Here is a 21180-nt window from a genome sequence, read left to right as displayed (position 1 = left end):
GCCCGTTGAGCCCCCGTAGCTCAGGGGATAGAGCGTCTGCCTCCGGAGCAGAAGGTCGCAGGTTCGAATCCTGCCGGGGGCACCGGATCGAAACCCATCACCGCGTCGCGGTGGTGGGTTTCGTCGTTTCCGGGCGGGGTCCGGGGTGGCCGGCTCGGGCCCCGAGTTCGGATGTGCCACAACGAAGAATCGCCACTTCCGGTGCAGGTTCGCGGGTTGGAGCCTGCGAGTCTGCACCGGAAGTGGCGATTCTGGTGGTCTCGGGGGTGCCTGGTGTTCGGCTCAGTTCATCGGCAACGGCTCGGCCTTTCGTTCGGCGAGCATCGCCTTGATGATGCCGATTTCCTTGACCTGGGTGCGTTCCATCCCGGCTGCCATCTCGCGGACGTAGGGCTGGGAGACGTTCGCCGGGTTCGCGGCGTACTCCATCATGTGCAGCCCGCCCTCGTGGTGGCGCAGCATGAGCTGCAGGAAGGTCGTGTCGACCTCCGGCCCGCGCATCGCGCGGAACCGCTCCATCTCGGCCGAGGTCGCCATACCCGGCATCGCGGGCTGCTCGTCGTCGGCCGCGGAACCGGTGGAGGGGGCGGCTTGGTCGGCAGAACCGTGCTCGCCGGACCCGTGCTCACCGGACCCGTGATCGGTGTGGGCGCCGTGCTCCTCGCCGGCTGCTCCCGACGACTGCATGGAGGCATGTCCCATCCACGCCATCGGCTCACCGGGATTGGTGACCGGCTGTCCCCAACGGACCAGCCAGGACTGCATCTGCCCGATCTCGTTGGACTGCGTGGTGAGGATGTCGAAGGCCATGCTGCGCACCTGCGGGTCGGTGCCGTGTTCGAGCTCGATGGCCGCCATCTCCACACCCTGCTCGTGGTGCCGGATCATGTCCTGCGCGAAGCCGACGGCCGCCGAATTCGGAGCGGGGGAGTCGGCGTCGGAGGCGTTGTCGGCCAGGCTTGCCTGGATCAACAGGCCCAGGCCCACGCCGACCAGCAGGATCGCGACGCCGGCCAGGGCGAGCAGCGCCGTCCGGCGTCGCGGTGCGGTGGAGGTGGGACCGGCGCTGTTGCCCTCGGGTGTCTCACTCATCGAAAACTCCCTCGCGCGCGTCAGTTGCCGGCGGGCATCGGGTTGTCGCCGCCACCGTCCATCGGGACCGCGTCGGGTCCCGGCTCGCCCTCGTCGGCCGGGGGCGGGTTCGACGGATCGAAGCCCGGGATGGCGGTGCAGGTCGCCTGGGTCTCCGGGTAGGCCGCGGTCTGCGGGTTCTCCTTGTAGACGCCCGGCATCGTGTTGCGGCGCAGCGCGGTGATGAACTGGCTGATCCGCGGGTCGTCGGCCGAGTCCAGCTTCAGCTGATGACCCCAGCTCTGCAGCGAGATCGGCGAGTCCTGGCCCGGGTACGGCGACAGGAAGAGGTACTGCTCGCCGCGGACGAGGCGCTTGAGGTAGTCGAGATCCTCCGGCGAGATGGTGTCCGGGTTGTAGGTGATCCACACCGAACCGTGTTCGAGGGCGTGCACCGCGTTCTCCGAACGCAGGGGGTTCGGGTAGACGACGCCGGTGCAGGTCGCCCAGATCTCGTCGTGCGGACCGCCGAAGGGCGGCGTCTGGTCGTAGGCGACGCGCTGCGAGGCGTTCACATGCTTGCCCGCCTCGTAGTAGATCTTGGTCACGCCGGGGATGTTGTCCGACGGATCCGGGTTCTGCGACGTCGGGACGAACTCCGACACCGACTCCACCGCGACGTCGTCCTTCTCGTTCTCCCGCTTCTCGTTGAACTTCGGGACGAGGTACACCGCGAGCCCGGCGATCAGCCCGATCACGACGACGACGGCCCCGATGACCATCCAGTCGATGCCACCCGACCTGGGGACGGACCCGGACTTCTTACCAGCCTTGGGGACGTTGGCCCCGGTTTTGCGCGCCATTGACTTCTTTCCTCATGCGACGGGTCATGCAGTGCACTTACGCGCGGATCGTTCCCCCCACGCGCGGCCGAGACGAGTCTACTGATGAGAGGTCCAGATCACTCCGGTGCGCTCCCGGGTCCGTTCGCGCCGGGTCTGGGAGGGTGCGATTATCGATGGACGGGCCTCGGCCAATAGGATGGTGTCCCGTGACTCCCGCCGACCTCGCTGCGCTGCTGCGCGCCGTGACCCTCACCGTGGTCCGCGACCACGGACTGGACGAGACCCTGGTGCCCGACTCCATCACCGTCGAGCGCCCGCGTCACGCCGACCACGGCGATTACTCCACCAACATCGCCCTACAGCTCGGCAAGCGGCTCGGCGTGGCTCCCCGTGAGCTCGCCGGTTGGCTCGCCGAGGCCTTCGCCGCAGCCGAGGGCATCGCGAAGACCGACGTCGCCGGTCCCGGGTTCGTCAACATCTGGCTCGGCGCCGCCGCCCAGAACACCGTCGTCTCGACCGTCCTGGAACAGGGCGAGCGCTATGGCCGGGGCGAGGAGCTGTCCGGCTCGATCATCAACCTCGAGTTCGTCTCGGCCAACCCGACCGGCCCGATCCACCTCGGCGGCACCCGCTGGGCCGCCGTCGGCGACGCGCTGGGCCGCGTCCTGGCCGCCCGGGGCGCCGATGTCACCCGCGAGTACTACTTCAACGACCACGGCGAGCAGATCAACCGCTTCGCGCGTTCGCTGGAGGCCGCCGCGCTCGGCAAGCCGGTGCCCGAGGACGGCTACGCCGGCACCTACATCACCGACATCGCCGCGAAGGTCGTCGAGCAGGTCCCCGATGTGCTCGACAAGCCCGAGGAGGAACGGGTCGAGACCTTCCGCGCCGTCGGCGTGGAGCTGATGTTCGACCACATCAAGTCGAGCCTGCACGAGTTCGGCACCGACTTCGACGTCTACACCCACGAGAACAAGATGTTCGAGACCGGGCTCGTCGACGAGTGCATCGCCGAGCTCAAGGCCAACGGCAACCTCTACGAGAAGGACGGCGCCTGGTGGCTGCGCTCCACCAACTTCGGTGACGACAAGGACCGCGTCGTCATCAAGAGCGACGGCAACGCCGCCTATATCGCCGGCGACATCGCCTACTACCGCGACAAGCGCAACCGCGGCTTCAACCTGTGCATCTACATGCTCGGCGCCGACCACCACGGCTACATCAGCCGCCTCAAGGCCGCCGCGGCCGCGCTCGGCGACGACCCGGACAGCGTCGAGGTGCTGATCGGCCAGATGGTCAACCTCGTCAAGGACGGCAAGCCGGTGCGCATGTCCAAGCGCGCGGGCAACGTCGTCACGCTCGACGACCTGGTCGACGCGGTCGGTGTCGACGCGGCTCGCTACTCGCTGATCCGCTCGTCGGTCGACATCAACATCGACATCGACCTGGACCTGCTCACCAAGCAGTCCAACGACAACCCGGTCTACTACGTGCAGTACGCGCATGCCCGCATGTCGGCACTGGCCCGCAACGCCGCCGATCTGGGCGTGGTGTCCTCGCTGGATCACCTCGACCTGCTCGACGACCCGGCCGAGGGGGAGCTCATCCGCACCATCGGCGACTTCGACGAGGTCGTCGCCACCGCGGCGTCGCTGCGCGAACCGCATCGCGTGTGCCGCTACCTCGAGGTCCTCGCCGGCACCTACCACCGCTTCTACGCGAAGTGCCGGGTGCTGCCGCAGGGTGACGAACAGGTCGCCGACATCCACCGCGCGCGTCTCGCGCTGTGTGAGGCCACCCGTCAGGTGCTGGCCAACGGTCTGGCACTCGTCGGCGTCAGCGCTCCGGAGCAGATGTGAGCGCGCACCCGGCCGGCCCGCGTCACGCCGAACTGCTCGCCGCGCCGCACCTGGCGCAGCGGCCCAACGACCCGGCGGTCCTCGCCGAGATCCCGGCACAGGTCTGGCCGCGCAATGCCGCCCGCGACGACGCTGGTGAACTCCGCATCGCCGGCGTCGGCGTCGGACAACTCGCCGAGGAGTTCGGGACGCCGGCGTTCATCCTCGACGAGGCCGATTTCCGATCGCGGTGCCGCGACATGATGGCCGCTTTCGGCCCGTATGGCCGCGTGCACTACGCCTCCAAGGCATTCCTGTGCAGCGAGGTCGCGCGCTGGGTCGCCGAAGAGGGACTCTCGCTCGACGTGTGCACCGGCGGCGAACTCGCGGTCGCGCTGCGCGCCGGCTTCCCGCCCGAGCGGATCGCCATGCACGGCAACAACAAGAGTGTCGAGGAGTTGGCCGCCGCGGTCGACGCGAAGATCGGCCATGTGGTCCTCGACTCCATGATCGAGATCGACCGGCTCGACGCGATCTCCCGGGACCGCGGCGTCGTCACCGACGTGCTGATCCGGGTGACGGTCGGTGTCGAGGCCCACACCCACGAGTTCATCTCGACCGCGCACGAGGACCAGAAGTTCGGCTTCGCCCTTGCCGGCGGGGTGGCGATGAACGCCATCCGTCGCGTGTTCGCCACCGACAACCTGCGTCTGGTCGGCCTGCACAGCCACATCGGCTCCCAGATCTTCGACATGGACGGCTTCGAACTCGCCGCGCACCGTGTGCTGGGCCTGCTCCACGATGTGGTCGCCGAGTTCGGCATCGAGAAGACCTCGCAGATGTCGATTGTGGATCTCGGTGGGGGACTTGGCATCTCGTATCTCCCCGAAGAGGACCCGCTGCCCGTGGGCAAGGTCGCCGAGACGCTGGCCGACATCGTGCGGCGCGAGTCGGACGCCGTCGGCCTGCCGATGCCCACCATCGCGGTCGAGCCCGGCCGCGCGATCGCCGGACCCGGCACCATCACGCTGTACCGCGTCGGCACCATCAAGGACGTGGAGCTCGGCGGCGGTGCGGTGCGCCGCTACGTCTCCGTCGACGGCGGGATGAGCGACAACATCCGCACGGTGCTTTATCAGGCCGAATACGACGTGCGGCTCGTCTCCCGGGTCTCGACCGCCTCGGCAGTCGTCTGTCGCGTCGTCGGAAAGCACTGCGAGAGCGGCGACATCGTCATCAAGGACTGCTGGCTGCCGGAGGATCTGAGCCCCGGTGACCTCATCGCGGTGGCGGCGACCGGCGCCTACTGCTACTCGATGTCGAGCCGGTACAACATGACCATGCGGCCGCCGGTCGTGGCGGTCAAGGACGGGCAGGCCCGTCTGCTGCTGCGTCGTGAGACCATCGACGACTTCCTCGGCCTGGAGGTGGGCTCGTGACCGGAACTGATCAGAAGAAAAGCGACACAAGCGAGGTGAACGCCGTGCGACCCATCGGGGTGGCGGTACTCGGGATGGGGAACGTCGGCGCCGAGGTGGTGCGCATCATCACCGAGAGCGCCGACGACCTGCGCTCGCGCGTCGGCGCGCCGGTGGAACTGCGCGGCGTCGCCGTGCGGGATCTGAACCGGCCGCGCAAGATCGGCCAGGACCTGCTGACCGACGACCCGGCGGCGCTCGTGGCCCGCGACGACGTCGACATCGTCGTCGAACTCATGGGCGGCATCGACCCGGCGCGTGCGCTGATCCGCACCGCGCTCGAGCACGGGAAGTCGGTGGTGACCGCCAACAAGGCGCTGCTCGCGGAGTACACCGGTGAGCTCGCGACCGCGGCCGCCGAGGCGAAGGTCGACCTGTACTTCGAGGCCGCCGTCGCCGGCGCGATCCCGGTGATCCGGCCGCTGATGCAGTCGTTGGCCGGCGACACCGTCGAGCGCGTCGCCGGAATCGTCAACGGCACGACGAACTTCATCCTCTCGGCGATGGACGAGACGGGCGCCGGATACGCCGAGACGCTCGCCGAGGCGGGCCGTCTCGGTTACGCGGAGGCCGATCCGACCGCCGACGTGGAGGGCTACGACGCCGCCGCGAAGGCCGCGATCCTCGCCTCGATCGCGTTCCACTCGCGCGTCACCGCCGCCGACGTCTACCGCGAGGGCATCACCTCGGTGACCGCTGACGACCTGATCGCCGCGAAGAAGTTCGACTGCACCATCAAACTGCTGTCGATCTGCGAGCGCGTCCACGATGCCGATGGGGGACAACGCATCTCGGCGCGGGTGTACCCCGCGCTGATCCCGCTGAGCCACCCACTGGCGAGCGTGAACGGCGCCTTCAACGCCGTCGTCGTGGAGGCCGAGAACGCCGGCCGCCTGATGTTCTACGGACAGGGCGCCGGCGGTGCCCCGACCGCGTCGGCCGTGCTCGGCGACCTGGTGATGGCCGCGCGCAACCGCGTCCACGGCGGACGCGGGCCGCTGGAGTCCACCTACGCCTCGTTGCCGATCGCCCCGATCGACGACGTACCCACCCGCTACTACATCTCGATGCGCGTCTCCGACCGGCCGGGAGTGCTCGCACAGGTGGCCGGTGAGTTCACGAAGCGGTCGGTGAGCATCGCCGCCGTGCGCCAGGAAGGCGCGGGCGACGACGCCCGCCTGATCGTCGTGACGCACCGCGCCCCGGACCGGGCGCAGTCGGATTGCGTTGCGGCGCTGGAGGACATGGACGCCGTCATCAAGGTGTCGAGTGTGTTGCGATTGGAAGGTACCGATGACTGAAGCGACTTCTGCGCCCGTGCACCGCGCGTGGCCCGGCCTGATCGAGGCATACCGTTCGCGGCTGCCCGTCGCCGATGACTGGAAGGTGGTCACCCTTCTCGAGGGTGGCACCCCGCTGATCAGCGCGCCGTATCTGTCGTCGCTGACCGACTGCGAGGTCTACCTGAAGGTCGAGGGTCTCAACCCGACCGGTTCGTTCAAGGACCGCGGCATGACCATGGCCGTCAGCAACGCGGTGAACAACGGCAAGACCGCGGTGCTGTGCGCGTCGACCGGCAACACCTCGGCCTCGGCCGCCGCCTATGCGACCCGCGCCGGCATCACCTGTGCGGTGCTGATCCCGCAGGGCAAGATCGCGATGGGCAAGCTCGCCCAGGCGGTCATGCACGGCGCCAAGATCATCCAGGTCCAGGGCAACTTCGACGACTGCCTCGAGCTCGCCCGCAAGGCGACGGCGGAGTTCGGTGAGATCGAGCTGGTGAACTCGGTCAACCCGGCCCGCATCGAGGGCCAGAAGACCGCCGCCTTCGAGATCGTCGACGTCCTCGGACGCGCCCCCGACGTGCACGCGCTGCCGGTCGGCAACGCGGGCAACATCACCGCGTACTGGAAGGGCTACACCGAGTACTTCGAGGACGGCGTCTCGACGTCGCGCCCGCGCATGCTGGGCGTCCAGGCCGCAGGCGCCGCGCCGCTGGTCAACGGTGCCCCGGTGAAGGACCCGGAGACCATCGCGACCGCCATCCGAATCGGCTCGCCGGCCAGCTGGAACCAGGCCGTCGCCGCCAAGGAGGAGTCGAGCGGCCAGTTCCGCGCGGCCACCGACGAGAAGCTGCTCGAGGCCTACCGTCTGGTCGCCGGCCGGGAGGGCGTCTTCGTCGAGCCCGCGTCCGCCGCGAGCGTCGCGGGCCTGCTCGCCGCACGGGCCGACGGCTGGATCGAGGCCGGGTCGACGGTCGTCTGTACCGTGACGGGCAACGGGCTGAAGGATCCGGACACCGCGCTGGCGGGCATCCCCGAGGTCGAGGCCGTCCCGGTGGATCCGGTGGCGGTCGCCAGGGCACTCGGGGTCGGCTGAGGAGGTGCCCGGCGAGATGACCGCAGGTGAGATGACCCAACCCGGCGAGATGACGAGAACCGCTGAGATGACGCAGCCCGATGAGATGACGCAGCCCGAGGTCGCCCCTCGACAGCTCCCCGTCGGCGTCTCCGCGCGCGTCCGGGTCCCGGCGTCGAGTGCGAATCTGGGACCGGGCTTCGACTGCCTGGGCATCGCGCTGGGCATCTACGACGAGGTCATCGTCGAGACGGTCGACGCCGGGGTGGAACTCGACGTCGAGGGAGAGGGCGCCGCGGACGTGCCGCGCGACGAATCCCATCTCGTCGTGCGTGCGCTCGAGCGCGGTCTCGCCCACGTGGGTGTGTCGGCGCCGGGGCTGAAGCTGCGCTGCGTGAACGCGATCCCGCACTCGCGAGGCCTGGGGTCCTCGGCCGCCGCGGCGGTGTCGGGACTCGCCGCCGCCTCCGGCCTGATCACCGCCGCCGGGTTCGGCGACGGTCTGTCCGAGGACGAACTGGTACAGCTGTCCAGCGAGTTCGAGGGCCATCCCGACAACGCCGCCGCGAGCGTGCTGGGCTCGGCCGTCGTCACGTGGACCGAGTCCGCGGACGGTGTGAACTCCTACCATGCGCACCGGTTGACCGTGCATCCCGACGTCTGCGCCACCGTGTTCGTCCCGGACACCGAGTCGTCGACCTCGTTCACCCGTGGCCTGCTCCCGGACTCGGTGCCCCGCGAGGATGCGATCTTCAACCTGAGCCGGGCCGCCCTGGCCGTGGTGGCGCTCACCTCGGATCCGCGCAACCTGATGGCGGCCTCCGCCGACCGCTTGCACCAGCCCTACCGGGCGTCGGCGATGGCCCCCACCGCCGTACTGGTCGCCGAGCTGCGTGCCCGCGGGCACGCGGCAACCGTCTCCGGTGCAGGTCCGACGGTTCTCGTGCTCGGCACCGCGCCGGTGCCGAGCGAGGTCCGGATGCTCGCGCAGCGGCACGGCTTCACGACGCATTCGGTGGCGATCGCCGGCGGCGTCGACATCAGCATCGGCTGACGGTTCGTGGGCGTCGGCCGCGTACACCCGATACACGTCGGGGCGGGCCGCGGCCGGTGAGGTTTCGCCGGGAGGCGCGCTGGGAATACCCACCGTGGTGACACGCGTTGAGGCCTGTGTGTTCAGCGGTGGCCGCACCCGAGTGGGGCTCGAGGCCCGCACCTGACCGGAACGACCTCCGATTCGTGCCCTCATTTGGCACTTTCGGCGTGTTGCCCCTATCATGCGAACGGGGTTAACATATTCTGGTCTAGCCGCGCGGGCTTGTCCTGCCGTGCTTCTCATCCATCACCGATCGGGGAACCGGTCGCATCCGGCCGGGGTCGTGGTCTCTGTCGACGGTGCCGAAGCGCGGGTGGTTCCCGAGCACGCTCGCTGCGGGACCTGAACATCATTTCTGACCGTTCACCCCTAGCCGTCCAACGCGGACGGACTCCCTCGCGTACGCCGCAGGGAAATGTAGACCTCACACGGCTCTCGTCTGTGGGAGGAACGAAAGGACTTCCGTGACCGATACGGACCTGATCACCGCACCTTCCGAGCAGGAAAACGCGGGCTCGGCCGGCCCCGAGTCGGGGCAGACGGCCACCAAGACACGCTCGCGCGCCCGCACCGGACTCTCGGGCATGGTGCTCAGCGAACTGCGGACCGTCGCCGGTGAACTCGGCATCAAGGGCACGTCCGGGATGCGCAAGGGCGATCTCATCGCCGCCATCAAGGAGCGCCAGGCCGCCGGTGACGCACCGAAGGCCGAGGCGAAGGCAGAGAAGGCCGAGACGCGCCGTCGCAGCCCGAAGGCCGCGGCAGACGACGACGCCCAGCTGACGATCACCGAGACCGCTGAGCCCGCCGAGACCGGCGGTGGCTCGCGTCGACGCAACGGTGCCGCGACGACCGAGGACGCCAAGACGGCCGAGAAGGCCGACGACAAGGCCGAGACCAGGGCCGCCGACGACACGGGGGCCGAGAAGCCCGCCGGCGACAAGGGCGCCGAGAAGCCCGGCACCGAGAGGTCCGGCACCGAGAAGTCCGGTGAGGACAAGGGCGAGGTCCGGGGCGATGAGACCGGTGAGCAGCGCAATCGCCGCAACCGGAACCAGAACCGCGACAACCAGAACCGCGACAACCAGAACCGCGAGGGTGGCCAGAACCGCGGCGATTCCCAGAATCGCGATGACGACGGCGAGGGCGGCGGTGGCCGCCGCCGCGGACGACGCTTCCGCGAGCGCCGCCGCGGACGTGACCGCGACACCCAGAACGAGCCGCAGGTGTCCGAGGACGACGTGTTGCAGCCCGTCGCCGGCATCCTGGACGTGCTCGACAACTACGCGTTCGTGCGGACCTCCGGCTATCTGGCCGGCCCGAACGACGTCTACGTGTCCATGAACATGGTCCGCAAGTACGGCCTGCGTCGTGGTGACGCCATCACCGGCGCGGTCAAGGTGCCGCGCGAGGGCGAGCAGCAGAACCAGCGGCAGAAGTTCAATCCGCTGGTGCGCATCGACACCGTCAACGGCGGCGACGTCGAGGCGGCCAAGCGTCGTCCCGAGTTCAACAAGCTCACACCGCTGTACCCGAACGAGCGCCTGCGCCTCGAGACCACGCCGGACCGTCTGTCGACCCGCGTGATCGACCTGATCATGCCGATAGGAAAGGGTCAGCGCGCCCTGATCGTCTCGCCGCCGAAGGCCGGCAAGACGACGATCCTGCAGGACATCGCCAATGCGATCGCCGTCAACAACCCCGAGTGCCACCTGATGGTCGTCCTTGTCGACGAGCGTCCGGAAGAGGTCACCGACATGCAGCGCTCGGTGAAGGGCGAGGTCATCGCCTCGACCTTCGACCGCCCGCCGTCCGATCACACCTCGGTCGCCGAGCTCGCCATCGAGCGCGCGAAGCGTCTCGTTGAGACCGGCAAGGACGTCGTGGTGCTGCTCGACTCGATCACCCGCCTGGGCCGCGCCTACAACAACGCCTCGCCGGCGTCGGGCCGAATCCTCTCCGGCGGTGTCGATTCCACCGCGCTGTACCCGCCGAAGCGTTTCCTCGGTGCAGCGCGCAACATCGAGAACGGCGGTTCGCTCACCATCATCGCGACCGCGATGGTCGAGACCGGCTCGACCGGCGACACCGTGATCTTCGAGGAGTTCAAGGGCACCGGCAACGCCGAGCTCAAGCTCGATCGCAAGATCGCCGAGCGTCGCGTGTTCCCGGCGGTCGACGTCAACCCGTCGGGCACCCGCAAGGACGAGCTCCTGCTGTCGCCGGACGAGTTCGCCATCGTCCACAAGCTGCGGCGGCTGCTGTCCGGCCTGGACTCGCAGCAGGCGATCGACCTGCTCATCAGCCAGCTGCGCAAGACCAAGACGAACGTCGAGTTCCTGATGTCGGTCCAGAAGACCGCTCCGGGAGCCGGCGGGGACGACTGAGCCGCACATGTCGTGAACGACACGGCCCCGTTCCGCTTCGCGCGGGACGGGGCCGTGTGGTTTGTCGAGATGGTCGATGGGTCCCGGGCATCGAAGTCGCTCGGGTAACCGAAACCCGATGGGGGAGTGCCGTGATCGCCCGGCCCCGGAGAGCCCGATCGCCCAGAGGGCTTCAGCCCACCAGATCGCCCGTCAGGTGATCCCACGCGTCGAATGTGGCGCGGGCGACCGCGCCGGCATGGGTGAGGACCAGGCAGCACCGTGAAGCGCGATCGTAGAGTTCGATGGCCGCGGTCTCGCCCCACGGGCCCTGCGACCATGTGACCCAGCATTCGGTGACGTGGTTGAAGTTGATCATCACGCGCGATTCGCCCGAAGCCAGCACCATCTGCCCGCGATGTTCCCGTGCGCCGTGGAGACGGCCCTGGCGCATCTGTATGCAGCCGGGTGCGGCGGTGGCGGCGGTGGCGATCATGCCGAGCAGCGCGGCGTGTTCGAGTGCGGCGACGACCCGACGCGCATCGACGCGCACGCCGCGTGCCCGGCCCGCGGCCAGCGCCATCCGGCGCGACACCCCGCCGTCGGTGAGGATGGAGTCGAACATGCCGACCTGGTCGCCGCAGTCCGCGTCGTGGCGGCTGTCCGCGCCGAACCAGGTGTGCTGCTCGACCCCGACCATCCGTGAAAACGTTGGGAGAACGTCGAGTTCGTCGGGAACGGGGCGGAGGCCGGTGGTGTCGTCGAAGGGGCGTGCGGTCGCCGCGAGCGACTCGAACGCCATCCGGTCGGAGTCGTCCGTGAGATACGTGGCGTGCGAAGTGTTCCCGTGTAGGTCGAACAGCCGCAGAGTGGGTGGGACCTGTGCCGACGGATCGGTGAGCAGTGTCGATGACAACCGAGAAGGGTTGAGCCGCAACACGATCTCGTCGGTGCCGATACGCAGCGGATCGCCGACGCGGACGGGCGTCGCGTGGACGCCCACCGCGTTCATGATCACCGGTCCGGCCACCGTCACGCCCACGACCTGACCGAGCGTGGGCAGCCGAGTCGCGATCGCAGCGATGTCGTCGATCACCGTCGACTCGTCGAAACCCGGCGTGCGGAGCAGGGTTTCGAGGTCACTCGGCGGGTTCGGGTGCTCGGCGGGGTCGGTCACGGCGTCACCGGATCGGTGGCGATCAGTAGACGTCGCGCTGATAGCGACCGGCCGAGCGGAGCGCCTCGACGTAATCGCGGGCGCCGTCGGCGCCGAGGTCGCCGTGCTCGGCGACGATCTCGTGCAGCGCGGCGTCGACGTCGCCGGCCATCGTGTCTGCGTCGCCGCACACGTAGACGTGCGCGCCGGCCTCGAGCCAGTCGAACAGGTCGGCGCCGTTCTCGCGCATCCGGTCCTGCACGTAGATCTTGTGCTCCTGGTCGCGGGAGAAGGCGAGGTCGAGGCGATCGAGCAGGCCGTCGGTGACGAAGCGGTCGAGCTCCTCGGCGTAGAGGTAGTCGGTGTCGCGGTGCTGGTCGCCGAAGAACAGCCAGTTCTGGCCGGTCGATCCGGAGGCCGCGCGGTGATGCAGGAAGCCGCGGAACGGCGCGATGCCGGTGCCCGGGCCGACCATGATGATCGCCACGTCGTCGTCGGGGAGACGGAACGACTTGTTGGGCGTGATGAAGACGTTGACGGTGTCGCCGGGCGCACAGCGGTCGGCCAGATGGGTCGAGCACACGCCGCCGCGGTCACGCCCGTCGAAGCTGTAGCGCACGGTGGCCATCGTGATGTGGACGGAGCCCTCGTGCACCGTCGGGCTCGACGAGATGGAGTACTCGCGGTGGGCGAGCGGGCTGAGCTCCTCGAGCAGTTCCTCCGGGGTGAACGTCGGGCCGGAGTCGAGGTCGAGCAGGTCGAGGACGTCGCGGGCGGACAACCAGGCGTCGAGTGCCTGCGCGTCACCGGCCTCGATCAGACGCGACAGTTCGGGGTGTCCGGTGCGCTCGGCCACGGCCCTGGCGAGGAACTTCGACGGAGTGCCGATCTCGTACCGGCTGGTCAGGGCCTCGCGGAGGGTGTAGCTGGCCTTGCGGTCGGCGATGATCTCCTCCCCGGTGGCGCCGAGGCGCTCGATGATCGCCTGCACGAGCTCCGGGTTGTTGACCGGGGTGATACCGATGCCGTCGCCGGGTTCGTAGGTGATCCCGCTGTCGCCGAGCGAGATCTCGATGTGCCGGACCTCCTTGGCCGATCCCGGGCCCGACAGGACATGGTTGGCCACGATGGTCGCCGGGTACGGATTGCGGCGGTTCCACGGGGACCGCGCGGGCCGGGTTCTGCGCCGTTCCGGTGCGGCGGTGCTGCTGCCAGACGGTTCGATCGGGGAGGTGTCCAGGGACAGTCCGGAGCCGGTCGAGGCGTCGTACATGCAGATACCCTTCGTGATCTGTGGGGGAGCGACGCCACGGTACTACACGTTAGGTGACCCTTAACAGGTCTTCCGGGTGTGATCTTCTCCGCTGTTTTCCCAGGACAGCGTGCTCCCGGCGGTGGAGGGAATGCGGGCGGGCGCCGCGGTGTTGAGACCTCTGCGACCGCGGCGTGGGCGATGGGGTGCGATTTCCGTGCCGAACATCCCACGTGGCATACTGAGCGGTCGAGTCCGGTTCCGGTTCACACCGTCGAGAGGCGACGGTGACCCGGCGACCATCAGAAAGGGACAGCCAGTCATGAAGCAGGGAATCCATCCCGAGTACTTGCCGACCACCGTCGTGTGCGGCTGCGGCAACACCTTCGAGACCCGCAGCACCGCTGCCAACGGTCGGATCAACGTCGAAGTCTGCTCGCAGTGCCACCCGTTCTACACGGGCAAGCAGAAGATCCTCGACACCGGCGGTCGTGTCGCCCGGTTCGAGAAGCGCTACGGCAAGCGCGCCAAGTAGGCCACCGAGCGACGCCCGCCCGACAGAGTCGGGTCGGGCGTCGTTTGTGTTTGGCCGGGCTTTCCCACCCTGTCCGGGAGGGGTGCACAGTGGAAGTGCAACTCCCGCCGGATTCGTCTTTCGCAAGTGAGGTTCGCAGTGAGTACGCAGAGTCCGTCGGCCATCGATGACATCCTGGCCGAGCATTCCGGTCTCGAACGTCAGCTCGCCGACCCGTCGCTGCACGACGACCCGGCCGCCGCGCGCCGGGTGGGGAAGCGGTTCGCCGAACTGGCGCCGATCATGGCGACCTACCACAAGCTCAAAGCGGCCCGCGAGGACCTCGAGGCGGCTCGTGAGCTCGCGGCCGACGACCCGTCGTTCGCCGCGGAGATCCCGGCGCTCGAGGAGAAGGTCGACGAGCTCGACACCGCGCTGACCGACCTGCTCGCCCCGCGTGATCCGCACGACGCCGACGACGTCGTGCTGGAGATCAAGTCCGGCGCCGGCGGCGAGGAGTCCGCGCTGTTCGCCTCCGATCTGGCGCGCATGTACCTCAAGTACTGCGAACGCCGCGGCTGGAGGACCGAGATCCTCGGTGTCACCGAGTCCGATCTCGGCGGGTACAAGGAGGCGACGATCTCCATCAAGGCCCGCGAACCCTCCCGCGACGGCGTGTGGTCGCGATTGAAGTTCGAGGGCGGGGTGCACCGCGTCCAGCGCGTGCCGGTCACCGAGTCTCAGGGCCGCATCCACACCTCGGCCGCGGGTGTGCTGATCTACCCCGAACCCGAAGAGGTCGCCGAGGTCACGATCGACGAGTCCGACCTGCGCATCGACGTCTATCGGTCCTCCGGCAAGGGCGGTCAGGGCGTCAACACCACCGACTCGGCGGTCCGCATCACGCACCTGCCCACGGGCATCGTCGTGACCTGCCAGAACGAGCGGTCGCAACTGCAGAACAAGGCCCGTGCCATGCAGGTGCTCGCCGCGCGACTGCAGGCCGCCGCCGAGGAGGAGGCGGAGGCCGCGGCCGCCGAGGGTCGGCACGCGCAGATCCGCACCGTCGACCGGTCGGAGCGCATCCGCACCTACAACTTCCCCGAGAACCGCATCACCGACCACCGCATCGGCTACAAGGCCAACAACCTCGACGCGGTGCTGGCCGGCGACATGGACGCCCTGCTCGACGCGCTGGCCGCGGCCGACCGCCAGGCCCGCATGGAAGCCGAATAAGGCGCATGCAGGGTGATCCGGTGCGGGTCGCCGACGAGATCCGGACCGCCGCCGCACGGCTCGCCGCCGCCGGGATCGATTCGGCGCGGCGTGACGCCGAGTGGCTGATGTCCCACGTTCTGCGCTGCGATCCCGGGCGCCTGGTGATCGTCGACACCCTCGACGAACCGCATGCCCGGGCATTCCGTGAGGCGGTCGGGAAACGCGCGCAGCGGATCCCGCTGCAACACATCGTCGGGACCGCCGCCTTCGGTCCGCTGGAACTGGCCGTCGGGCCGGGCGTGTTCATCCCGCGTCCGGAGACCGAGTACCTACTGGAATGGGCGGCCGGGATCGCGGGCTCCCTGCCGCCGGATGCCTCCGTCGTCGACCTGTGCAGCGGTAGCGGCGCACTCGCGCTCGGTGTCGCGACCCTGGTCCCGTCCGTGCGCGTGACCGCCGTCGAGATCGACGACGAGGCGCTGATCTGGTTGCGACGCAACGTCTCCGACGCGCCGGACGGGGTGCGCGACCGGGTTCGGGTGGTCGCCGCCGACGTCACCGACCCCGCCCAGATCGGTCCGGCCATCCCGGACGGCAGCGTCTCGCTGGTGGTCACCAACCCGCCGTATGTGCCGCTGGGTTCTGAGGTGTCCGCCGAGGTCGCGCACGACCCTGCCCGCGCGGTCTACGGCGGCGCAGACGGCATGGACGTGATCGTGGCCATGGTCCCGGTGATCGCGTCCATGCTCGAGATCGGCGGACGCGTGGGCATCGAGCACGACGACACCACCGCGCAGGCCGTGGTCGACTGCCTGCTGGCGCACGGGGCGTTCGACGAGGTCGTCGCCCGTCGCGACCTCGCGGGCCGCCCGCGGTTCGTGACCGCACGACGGGCGCGCTGAGCGCACTGTGCCGTGGGCCCCGCCGCAGGCATGAAAGTATGGACGGGTGAGCACAGTTTTCGACTGCAACGATCCGCAGAGCCGTTCGGCGGGAATCCGGGCGGCCGTCGGGGCGGCGAAGGGCGGACGTCTGGTGGTGATCCCCACCGACACCCTGTACGGCATCGGTTGCGACGCCTTCGATTCCGACGCCGTCGGCGCGTTGCTCGCGGCCAAGCACCGCGGCCGGGACATGCCGGTGCCCGTGCTCGTCGGGTCCTGGCACACTATCGACGGTCTGGTGCTGTCGGTGCCGCAGGCCGCCCGCGACCTCATCGAGGCGTTCTGGCCTGGTGGGCTGAGTCTCGTCGTCCGGCAGGCCCCGTCGCTGGCCTGGGATCTCGGCGACACCGACGGCACCGTGATGCTGCGCATGCCGCTGCACCCGGTGGCCATCGAGGTACTCCGCGAGGTCGGTCCCATGGCGGTGTCGAGTGCGAACGTCTCCGGCCGCTCGCCGGCCACCACGGTCGCCGAGGCGCAGGAACAGCTCGGCGACGAGGTCGCGGTCTATCTCGACGGCGGGCCCGCCCCGATCGCGCAGGCCTCGACCATCGTCGACGTGTCGGCCGGCGAGCCGAGGATCCTGCGCGAGGGTGCGATCACGGCCGCCCAGGTCGCCGAGGTGCTCGACGTCGAGGTGGCCGCGTTGCTGTCGGGGTCATGAGCCCGACCGCCACCGGTGGCGCCGTCACGGGGGACCGCCAGGTCGACGCGCTGATCGCCCGTGAGGTCGCGCGCCGTGATTCGTCGTTGCAGCTGATCGCCGGCGAGATCGAACCCACCCCGGGTGTCCGGGCTGCGATGGCCTCTGTCTTCGACGTGAAATATGCAGAGGGGCAACCGGGTTCGCGATTCCACGGCGGATGCGAGGTGGTCGACGAGCTGGAGGAGCTCGCCGTCGACCGCGCCCGCGAGGTGTTCGGCGCCGAGTACGCGAACGTGCAGCCGCTGTCGGGGACCGCCGCGAACCTCGCGGTCTTCGCGGCCTTCGCCAAGCCCGGCGACCCGGTGCTCGCGCTCCGGCTCGAGCACGGCGGACACCAGACCCACGGCTCTCGGGCGAACTTCTCGGGCCGCTGGTTCACTCCGTTGCACTACGGACTGCGCAGCGAGGACGAGCAGGTCGATTACGACCAGGTCCGCGAGCTCGCGCTCGTACACCGACCGCGCATCCTGGTCGCCGGGGCCACCACGTACTCGCGGTCCTTCGACTATCCGCTGCTCCGGCAGATCGCGGACGAGGCCGAGTGCATCCTCCTCGTCGACGCCGCGCACCTCGCCGGACACGCCGCGGCCGGGACGCTGCCGTCGCCGGTGCCGCACGCCGACGTCGTCACCTTCTCCACCAACAAGGTCATCCGCGGCCCCCGCGGCGGGGTCATCCTCGCGCGCGCCGAGCACGAGCCGGTGCTGCGCAAGGCCGTTCATCCCTTCACCCAGGGTGGTCCGTCGATGCACGCCGTCGCCGCCAAGGCGGTCGCCTTCGCCGAGACCGCGACCGGCGACTTCGCCGCGTACGCGCGCACGACGGTAGCGCTCGCGCGGGCGCTGTCGGCCGAGCTGACCGCCCGCGGCCTGCGTGTGGTCTCCGGCGGAACCGACACCCACCAGGCCGTCGTCGACGTCTCCGCCCTCGACATCTCCGGGCTCGTCGCCCAGCACCGGCTCGCCCGGGCCGGGATCGTCGTCGACAAGGCCGTGTTGCCGTTCGACGCGCGTCCCGTCACCGAGGGGTCGGCCATCCGGATCGGGACCGCGGTGCCGGCCGCGCGCGGCCTGACGGCCGACCGGATACCCGTCGTCGCCGACGCGATGGTGGCCGCGATGTCGACGGCCGATCACTCCGAACACGATCGGATCCGCCGTGAGATCACCGGTCCTGCAACCCGGTAGCGTTGTCGGGGTGTCCGAGTCGTCCGGAGTGTCCTCCGCAGCGCCCGAGGTGGTGAGCCGATGAACAGCGCCCAGGTGTTGCTCGCGGCCGCTACCGACGGGGGAGGGGCCGGCGTCCCGCTGCGCGAGTTGCTGCTCGTCGGGCTGACCGCCACCGCGATCACCTATCTGCTGACCTCGGCGGTGCGCGTGTTCGCGATCAAGGCCGGCGCCGTCGCCGTGCCGCGCGTCCGCGACGTCCACGTCATCCCGACGCCGCGTCTCGGCGGTCTCGGTATGTTCGGCGGGGTGGTGGCCGGTATCGCGCTGGCCGCGAACCTGCCGGCGCTCAACCGCGGTTTCGCCTACACCACCGACATGACCGCGGTGATCGCCGCGGGGACGGTGATAGTCCTGGTCGGCGTCGTCGACGATCGCTGGGGCCTCGATGCACTCACCAAGTTCGTGGGCCAGCTCACCGCCGCCGGGGTGCTCGTCCTGCTCGGCATCAGCTGGATACAACTGCCGGTGCCGTTCGGCGACATCGGCACGGTGGTCCTCGACCCGCTGCAGGCGGGCCTGCTCACCGTGGCGATCACGGTGGCCACGATCAACGCGATCAACTTCGTCGACGGCCTCGACGGTCTCGCCGCGGGGCTCGGCCTCATCGCGGCGTCGGCCATCTGCATGTTCTCGCTCGGCCTGCTCCGGGACCAGGGCGGTGACGTCAGCTACTACCCGCCCGCTCTCATCTCGGTGGCGCTCGCCGGCGCGTGCCTCGGGTTCCTGCCGCACAACTTCTCACCGGCCCGCATCTTCATGGGCGACTCGGGCGCGATGCTCATCGGACTCATGCTCGCCGCCGCGTCGACGAGTGCATCCGGACGCATCGCGGTCAACGCCTACGGGCCGGCCGACCTGTTCACGCTCCTGTCGCCGTTGATCCTCGTCGCCGCCGTCGTCTTCATACCGATGCTCGACATGCTGCTCGCGGTGATCCGGCGCACCAGGGCGGGCGTGGGCTTCTACACGCCGGACAAGATGCACCTGCATCACCGGCTGTTGGAACTGGGCCACTCCCAGCGCAGGGTGGCGCTGATCATCTACCTCTGGGTCGGGGTGCTGGCGTTCTCCGCGGCCGCGAGCACGCTCTTCCCGTTGTCGGTCGTCACCCCGGTCTTCGCGGGTGGCCTGGTCGTCGCACTGCTCGCGACGATGGCGCCGCGCCTGGCGCGGCGGTTCGCCGAGTTCCGCACCCGTGGGCTGGCCGGCCGACCTCGCTGACCGGATTGTGTCACCGCTGGTCAGAGCGTCGCGTGCACGATAATCTACGCAAAACCGGCCCATTGGTAAGGGAAGCATAAGAGCGTGTACTATCTGCCGTAGTAGGTCGACGCGACGCGAGAGCGGCCTGACCGCCGGATTCGGCGGTTCGGATCGATCGACCTCGATGCATCACCTTCCCCGCGGCGTGCGACCCCCTGAACGGTGCGCCCGACGGTGTTGGTAGTGTCACAGAAAACCGCAAGCTTACGGTTGACGGCGACATGCCGCCGATCGCACGCGCGTTGTCCTGTGCCTGAAGGCAACAGGTCCGTAGTTGAGGAGAGGCGAATGACCACATCTGCCCCTGACTCGACGGTGTATTATCCCGCTGCCCCGACCGGACTCGTCCGGCCCGGCATCATCGCGGCGGTCGTGTCCGTCGCGGTGTGCGCGGTCGCCGTCGTGCTGGGTCACCCGTGGTTCGCCGTGTTCTTCCTCGCCGGTGTGGTGTTGGTGTTCATCAACACCAAGCTGGTCATCCGCGCGGTCGACAACGTGGCGACCGCGGAGAACCCCCGCAAGAAACTGCTCGCTCTCAATTCGGCGTACCGCCTCGGGGCGATCACGCTTCTCGCATTGGTGGCAGCCTTCCTGGTCCGGCCCGATGGGCTGGGCGCGATGTTCGGGCTCGCCGTGGGCCAGGTGATCCTGGTGCTCAACACGGTGATTCCGGTGATGAAAGGACTTCGTAAGCAGCTATGAGCGCTTTGACTTACCTGGCCTCCGAGGCGGAGGAGTCGTCGGAGGGGCCGGCGATCGAGGTCGGCCACCACACCACCGCAGAGTGGTTCGGCATGACCGTGAACACCGACACCGTCATCGGCAGTGCCGTGGCCGCGGTCATCGTCCTGGCGCTCGCCTTCTTCGTGCGGTTCAAGATGACCTCCAGCAAGCCGAACTCGGTGCAGCTGTACTGGGAGGTCATCACCGTCCAGATGCGCAACCAGATCGAGAGCGCGATCGGCATGAAGGTCGCAGGCTTCGTCCTGCCGCTGGCGGTCACGCTGTTCACCTACATCCTGGTCGCGAACTGGCTGTCGATCATCCCGGCGCAGTACGGCACCGAGGACGGCGCCCACGAATGGCTGAAGCCGCCGGCCTCCGACGTGAACTTCGTCTACGCCCTCGCGCTCTTCGTCTTCTGCTGGTACCACCTGGCCGGCTTCAGGCGCCGCGGCATCATCGGCCACCCGGTGAAGCTCTTCAAGGGCCACTCGGTCGCGATCGCACCGGTGAACATCATCGAGGAGATCGCCAAGCCCGTCTCGCTGTCCCTCCGACTCTTCGGCAACATGTTCGCCGGCGGCATCATGGTCGCGCTCATCGCGCTCCTGCCCGTCTACGTCATGTGGGCCCCGAATGCACTCTGGAAGTCCTTCGACCTGTTCGTCGGTCTGATCCAGGCGTTCATCTTCGCGCTGCTGACGATCCTGTACTTCAGCCAGGCGATGGAGCTGGACGAAGACCACCACTAGTACGACCCGGCCGGCGACTGCCGAGTCCGGAGCAAAGACCTGACACTTCAGTGTCAGTTTCACCCGAAAGGAAAGTTCTCAATGGATCCCAATCTGATTGGTCTGGGTGCGTTGATCGGTGGCGGCCTCATCATGGGTGGCGGCGCGATCGGTGCCGGTATCGGTGACGGCCTGGCCGGCGCTCAGTTGATCGCGGGCATCGCACGTCAGCCCGAGGCTCAGGGCCGTCTGTTCACCCCGTTCTTCATCACCGTGGGTCTGGTCGAGGCTGCGTACTTCATCAACCTGGCGTTCATGGCGCTCTTCGTCTTCGCCACCCCGATCTCCGGCCAGTCTTAATCCCGGCCCTGACCGGGTCCCAAGGATCAAGG

General features: G+C 68.9%; 19 protein-coding genes and 1 tRNA gene. 16 read left to right on the top strand and 4 right to left on the bottom strand.

From position 1 onward, the window contains the following. The first annotated feature begins 9 nt into the window (after positions 1-9). Positions 10-82: transfer RNA gene (locus ABFT43_RS09685), tRNA-Arg, on the top strand. Between the two features lie 200 nt (positions 83-282). Here ABFT43_RS09685 and ABFT43_RS09680 read toward each other — a convergent pair. Beyond that, entirely contained in the window at positions 283-1092 is an 810-nt protein-coding gene (locus ABFT43_RS09680) for a DUF305 domain-containing protein (RefSeq protein WP_347960142.1), read from the bottom strand. A gap of 20 nt (positions 1093-1112) precedes the next feature. After that, the gene (locus ABFT43_RS09675) at positions 1113-1934 is read right to left on the bottom strand and encodes a DUF3105 domain-containing protein (protein ID WP_347960141.1); all 822 of its coding nucleotides are present in this window, start codon (positions 1932-1934) and stop codon (positions 1113-1115) included. A gap of 188 nt (positions 1935-2122) precedes the next feature. Here ABFT43_RS09675 and argS point away from each other — a divergent pair, with 188 nt between their 5' ends. From argS to rho, 6 genes are all read left to right on the top strand, one after another. After that, the gene (gene argS, locus ABFT43_RS09670) at positions 2123-3775 is read left to right on the top strand and encodes an arginine--tRNA ligase (protein ID WP_347960140.1); all 1653 of its coding nucleotides are present in this window, start codon (positions 2123-2125) and stop codon (positions 3773-3775) included. Next, entirely contained in the window at positions 3772-5193 is a 1422-nt protein-coding gene (gene lysA / locus ABFT43_RS09665; RefSeq protein ID WP_347960139.1) for a diaminopimelate decarboxylase, read from the top strand. The genes argS and lysA overlap by 4 nt, the downstream gene beginning before the upstream one ends. Then, positions 5190-6533 carry a homoserine dehydrogenase gene (locus ABFT43_RS09660; protein ID WP_347960138.1) on the top strand — a complete coding sequence of 448 codons (1344 nt, stop codon included), beginning with the start codon at positions 5190-5192 and terminating at the stop codon, positions 6531-6533. Before lysA ends, ABFT43_RS09660 begins: the two co-directional genes overlap by 4 nt. Beyond that, positions 6526-7611 (top strand): threonine synthase, encoded by a 1086-nt coding sequence (gene thrC, locus ABFT43_RS09655; RefSeq protein ID WP_347960137.1) that lies wholly within the window; start codon positions 6526-6528, stop codon positions 7609-7611. Before ABFT43_RS09660 ends, thrC begins: the two co-directional genes overlap by 8 nt. Positions 7612-7678: 67 nt before the next feature. Then, positions 7679-8644: a homoserine kinase gene (gene thrB, locus ABFT43_RS09650; RefSeq protein ID WP_347960136.1), complete on the top strand. Its 966-nt coding sequence runs from the start codon at positions 7679-7681 to the stop codon at positions 8642-8644. Positions 8645-9150: 506 nt separating this feature from the next. Then, on the top strand, positions 9151-11073 hold the full coding sequence (rho, locus tag ABFT43_RS09645; RefSeq protein WP_347960135.1) for a transcription termination factor Rho: 1923 nt from the start codon (positions 9151-9153) through the stop codon (positions 11071-11073). A 172-nt stretch (positions 11074-11245) separates the two neighbouring features. Here rho and ABFT43_RS09640 read toward each other — a convergent pair whose 3' ends face one another. Both ABFT43_RS09640 and ABFT43_RS09635 read right to left on the bottom strand, forming a co-directional pair. After that, the gene (locus ABFT43_RS09640) at positions 11246-12229 is read right to left on the bottom strand and encodes a ChuX/HutX family heme-like substrate-binding protein (RefSeq protein ID WP_347960134.1); all 984 of its coding nucleotides are present in this window, start codon (positions 12227-12229) and stop codon (positions 11246-11248) included. Positions 12230-12251: 22 nt separating this feature from the next. Then, positions 12252-13481: a sulfite reductase subunit alpha gene (locus ABFT43_RS09635; protein WP_347960133.1), complete on the bottom strand. Its 1230-nt coding sequence runs from the start codon at positions 13479-13481 to the stop codon at positions 12252-12254. A gap of 301 nt (positions 13482-13782) precedes the next feature. Here ABFT43_RS09635 and rpmE point away from each other — a divergent pair, with 301 nt between their 5' ends. The 9 genes from rpmE to ABFT43_RS09590 all read left to right on the top strand — a co-directional run bounded on the left by rpmE (position 13783) and on the right by ABFT43_RS09590 (position 21148). Continuing rightward, positions 13783-13995 carry a 50S ribosomal protein L31 gene (gene rpmE, locus ABFT43_RS09630; protein ID WP_347960132.1) on the top strand — a complete coding sequence of 71 codons (213 nt, stop codon included), beginning with the start codon at positions 13783-13785 and terminating at the stop codon, positions 13993-13995. 138 nt (positions 13996-14133) lie between these two features. Then, positions 14134-15210, top strand: coding sequence for a peptide chain release factor 1 (prfA, locus tag ABFT43_RS09625; protein ID WP_347960131.1), 1077 nt, complete (start codon positions 14134-14136; stop codon positions 15208-15210). A gap of 5 nt (positions 15211-15215) precedes the next feature. Further along, the gene (gene prmC, locus ABFT43_RS09620; RefSeq protein ID WP_347960130.1) at positions 15216-16094 is read left to right on the top strand and encodes a peptide chain release factor N(5)-glutamine methyltransferase; all 879 of its coding nucleotides are present in this window, start codon (positions 15216-15218) and stop codon (positions 16092-16094) included. Positions 16095-16140: 46 nt separating this feature from the next. After that, positions 16141-16800 carry an L-threonylcarbamoyladenylate synthase gene (locus tag ABFT43_RS09615; protein ID WP_347960129.1) on the top strand — a complete coding sequence of 220 codons (660 nt, stop codon included), beginning with the start codon at positions 16141-16143 and terminating at the stop codon, positions 16798-16800. Beyond that, positions 16797-18029 carry a serine hydroxymethyltransferase gene (locus tag ABFT43_RS09610; protein ID WP_347960128.1) on the top strand — a complete coding sequence of 411 codons (1233 nt, stop codon included), beginning with the start codon at positions 16797-16799 and terminating at the stop codon, positions 18027-18029. The genes ABFT43_RS09615 and ABFT43_RS09610 overlap by 4 nt, the downstream gene beginning before the upstream one ends. A gap of 60 nt (positions 18030-18089) precedes the next feature. Beyond that, a complete protein-coding gene (locus tag ABFT43_RS09605; protein WP_347960127.1) occupies positions 18090-19292 on the top strand; it encodes an MraY family glycosyltransferase in 1203 nt (400 codons plus the stop codon). Between the two features lie 330 nt (positions 19293-19622). Then, a complete protein-coding gene (locus ABFT43_RS09600) occupies positions 19623-20036 on the top strand; it encodes a hypothetical protein (RefSeq protein WP_347960126.1) in 414 nt (137 codons plus the stop codon). Next, complete coding sequence (atpB, locus tag ABFT43_RS09595; protein WP_347960125.1) at positions 20033-20809, top strand: F0F1 ATP synthase subunit A; 777 nt, start codon at positions 20033-20035, stop codon at positions 20807-20809. The genes ABFT43_RS09600 and atpB overlap by 4 nt, the downstream gene beginning before the upstream one ends. An 81-nt stretch (positions 20810-20890) precedes the next feature. Beyond that, positions 20891-21148, top strand: a complete 258-nt coding sequence (locus tag ABFT43_RS09590; protein ID WP_161059527.1) for a F0F1 ATP synthase subunit C — start codon at positions 20891-20893, stop codon at positions 21146-21148. The last annotated feature ends 32 nt before the right edge of the window (positions 21149-21180 follow it).

Source organism: Gordonia aurantiaca, assembly GCF_039939235.1.
GTDB lineage: Bacteria > Actinomycetota > Actinomycetes > Mycobacteriales > Mycobacteriaceae > Gordonia.
Note: the sequence above shows the minus strand (reverse complement) of the source record. Positions and strands in the feature narration are given on the sequence as shown.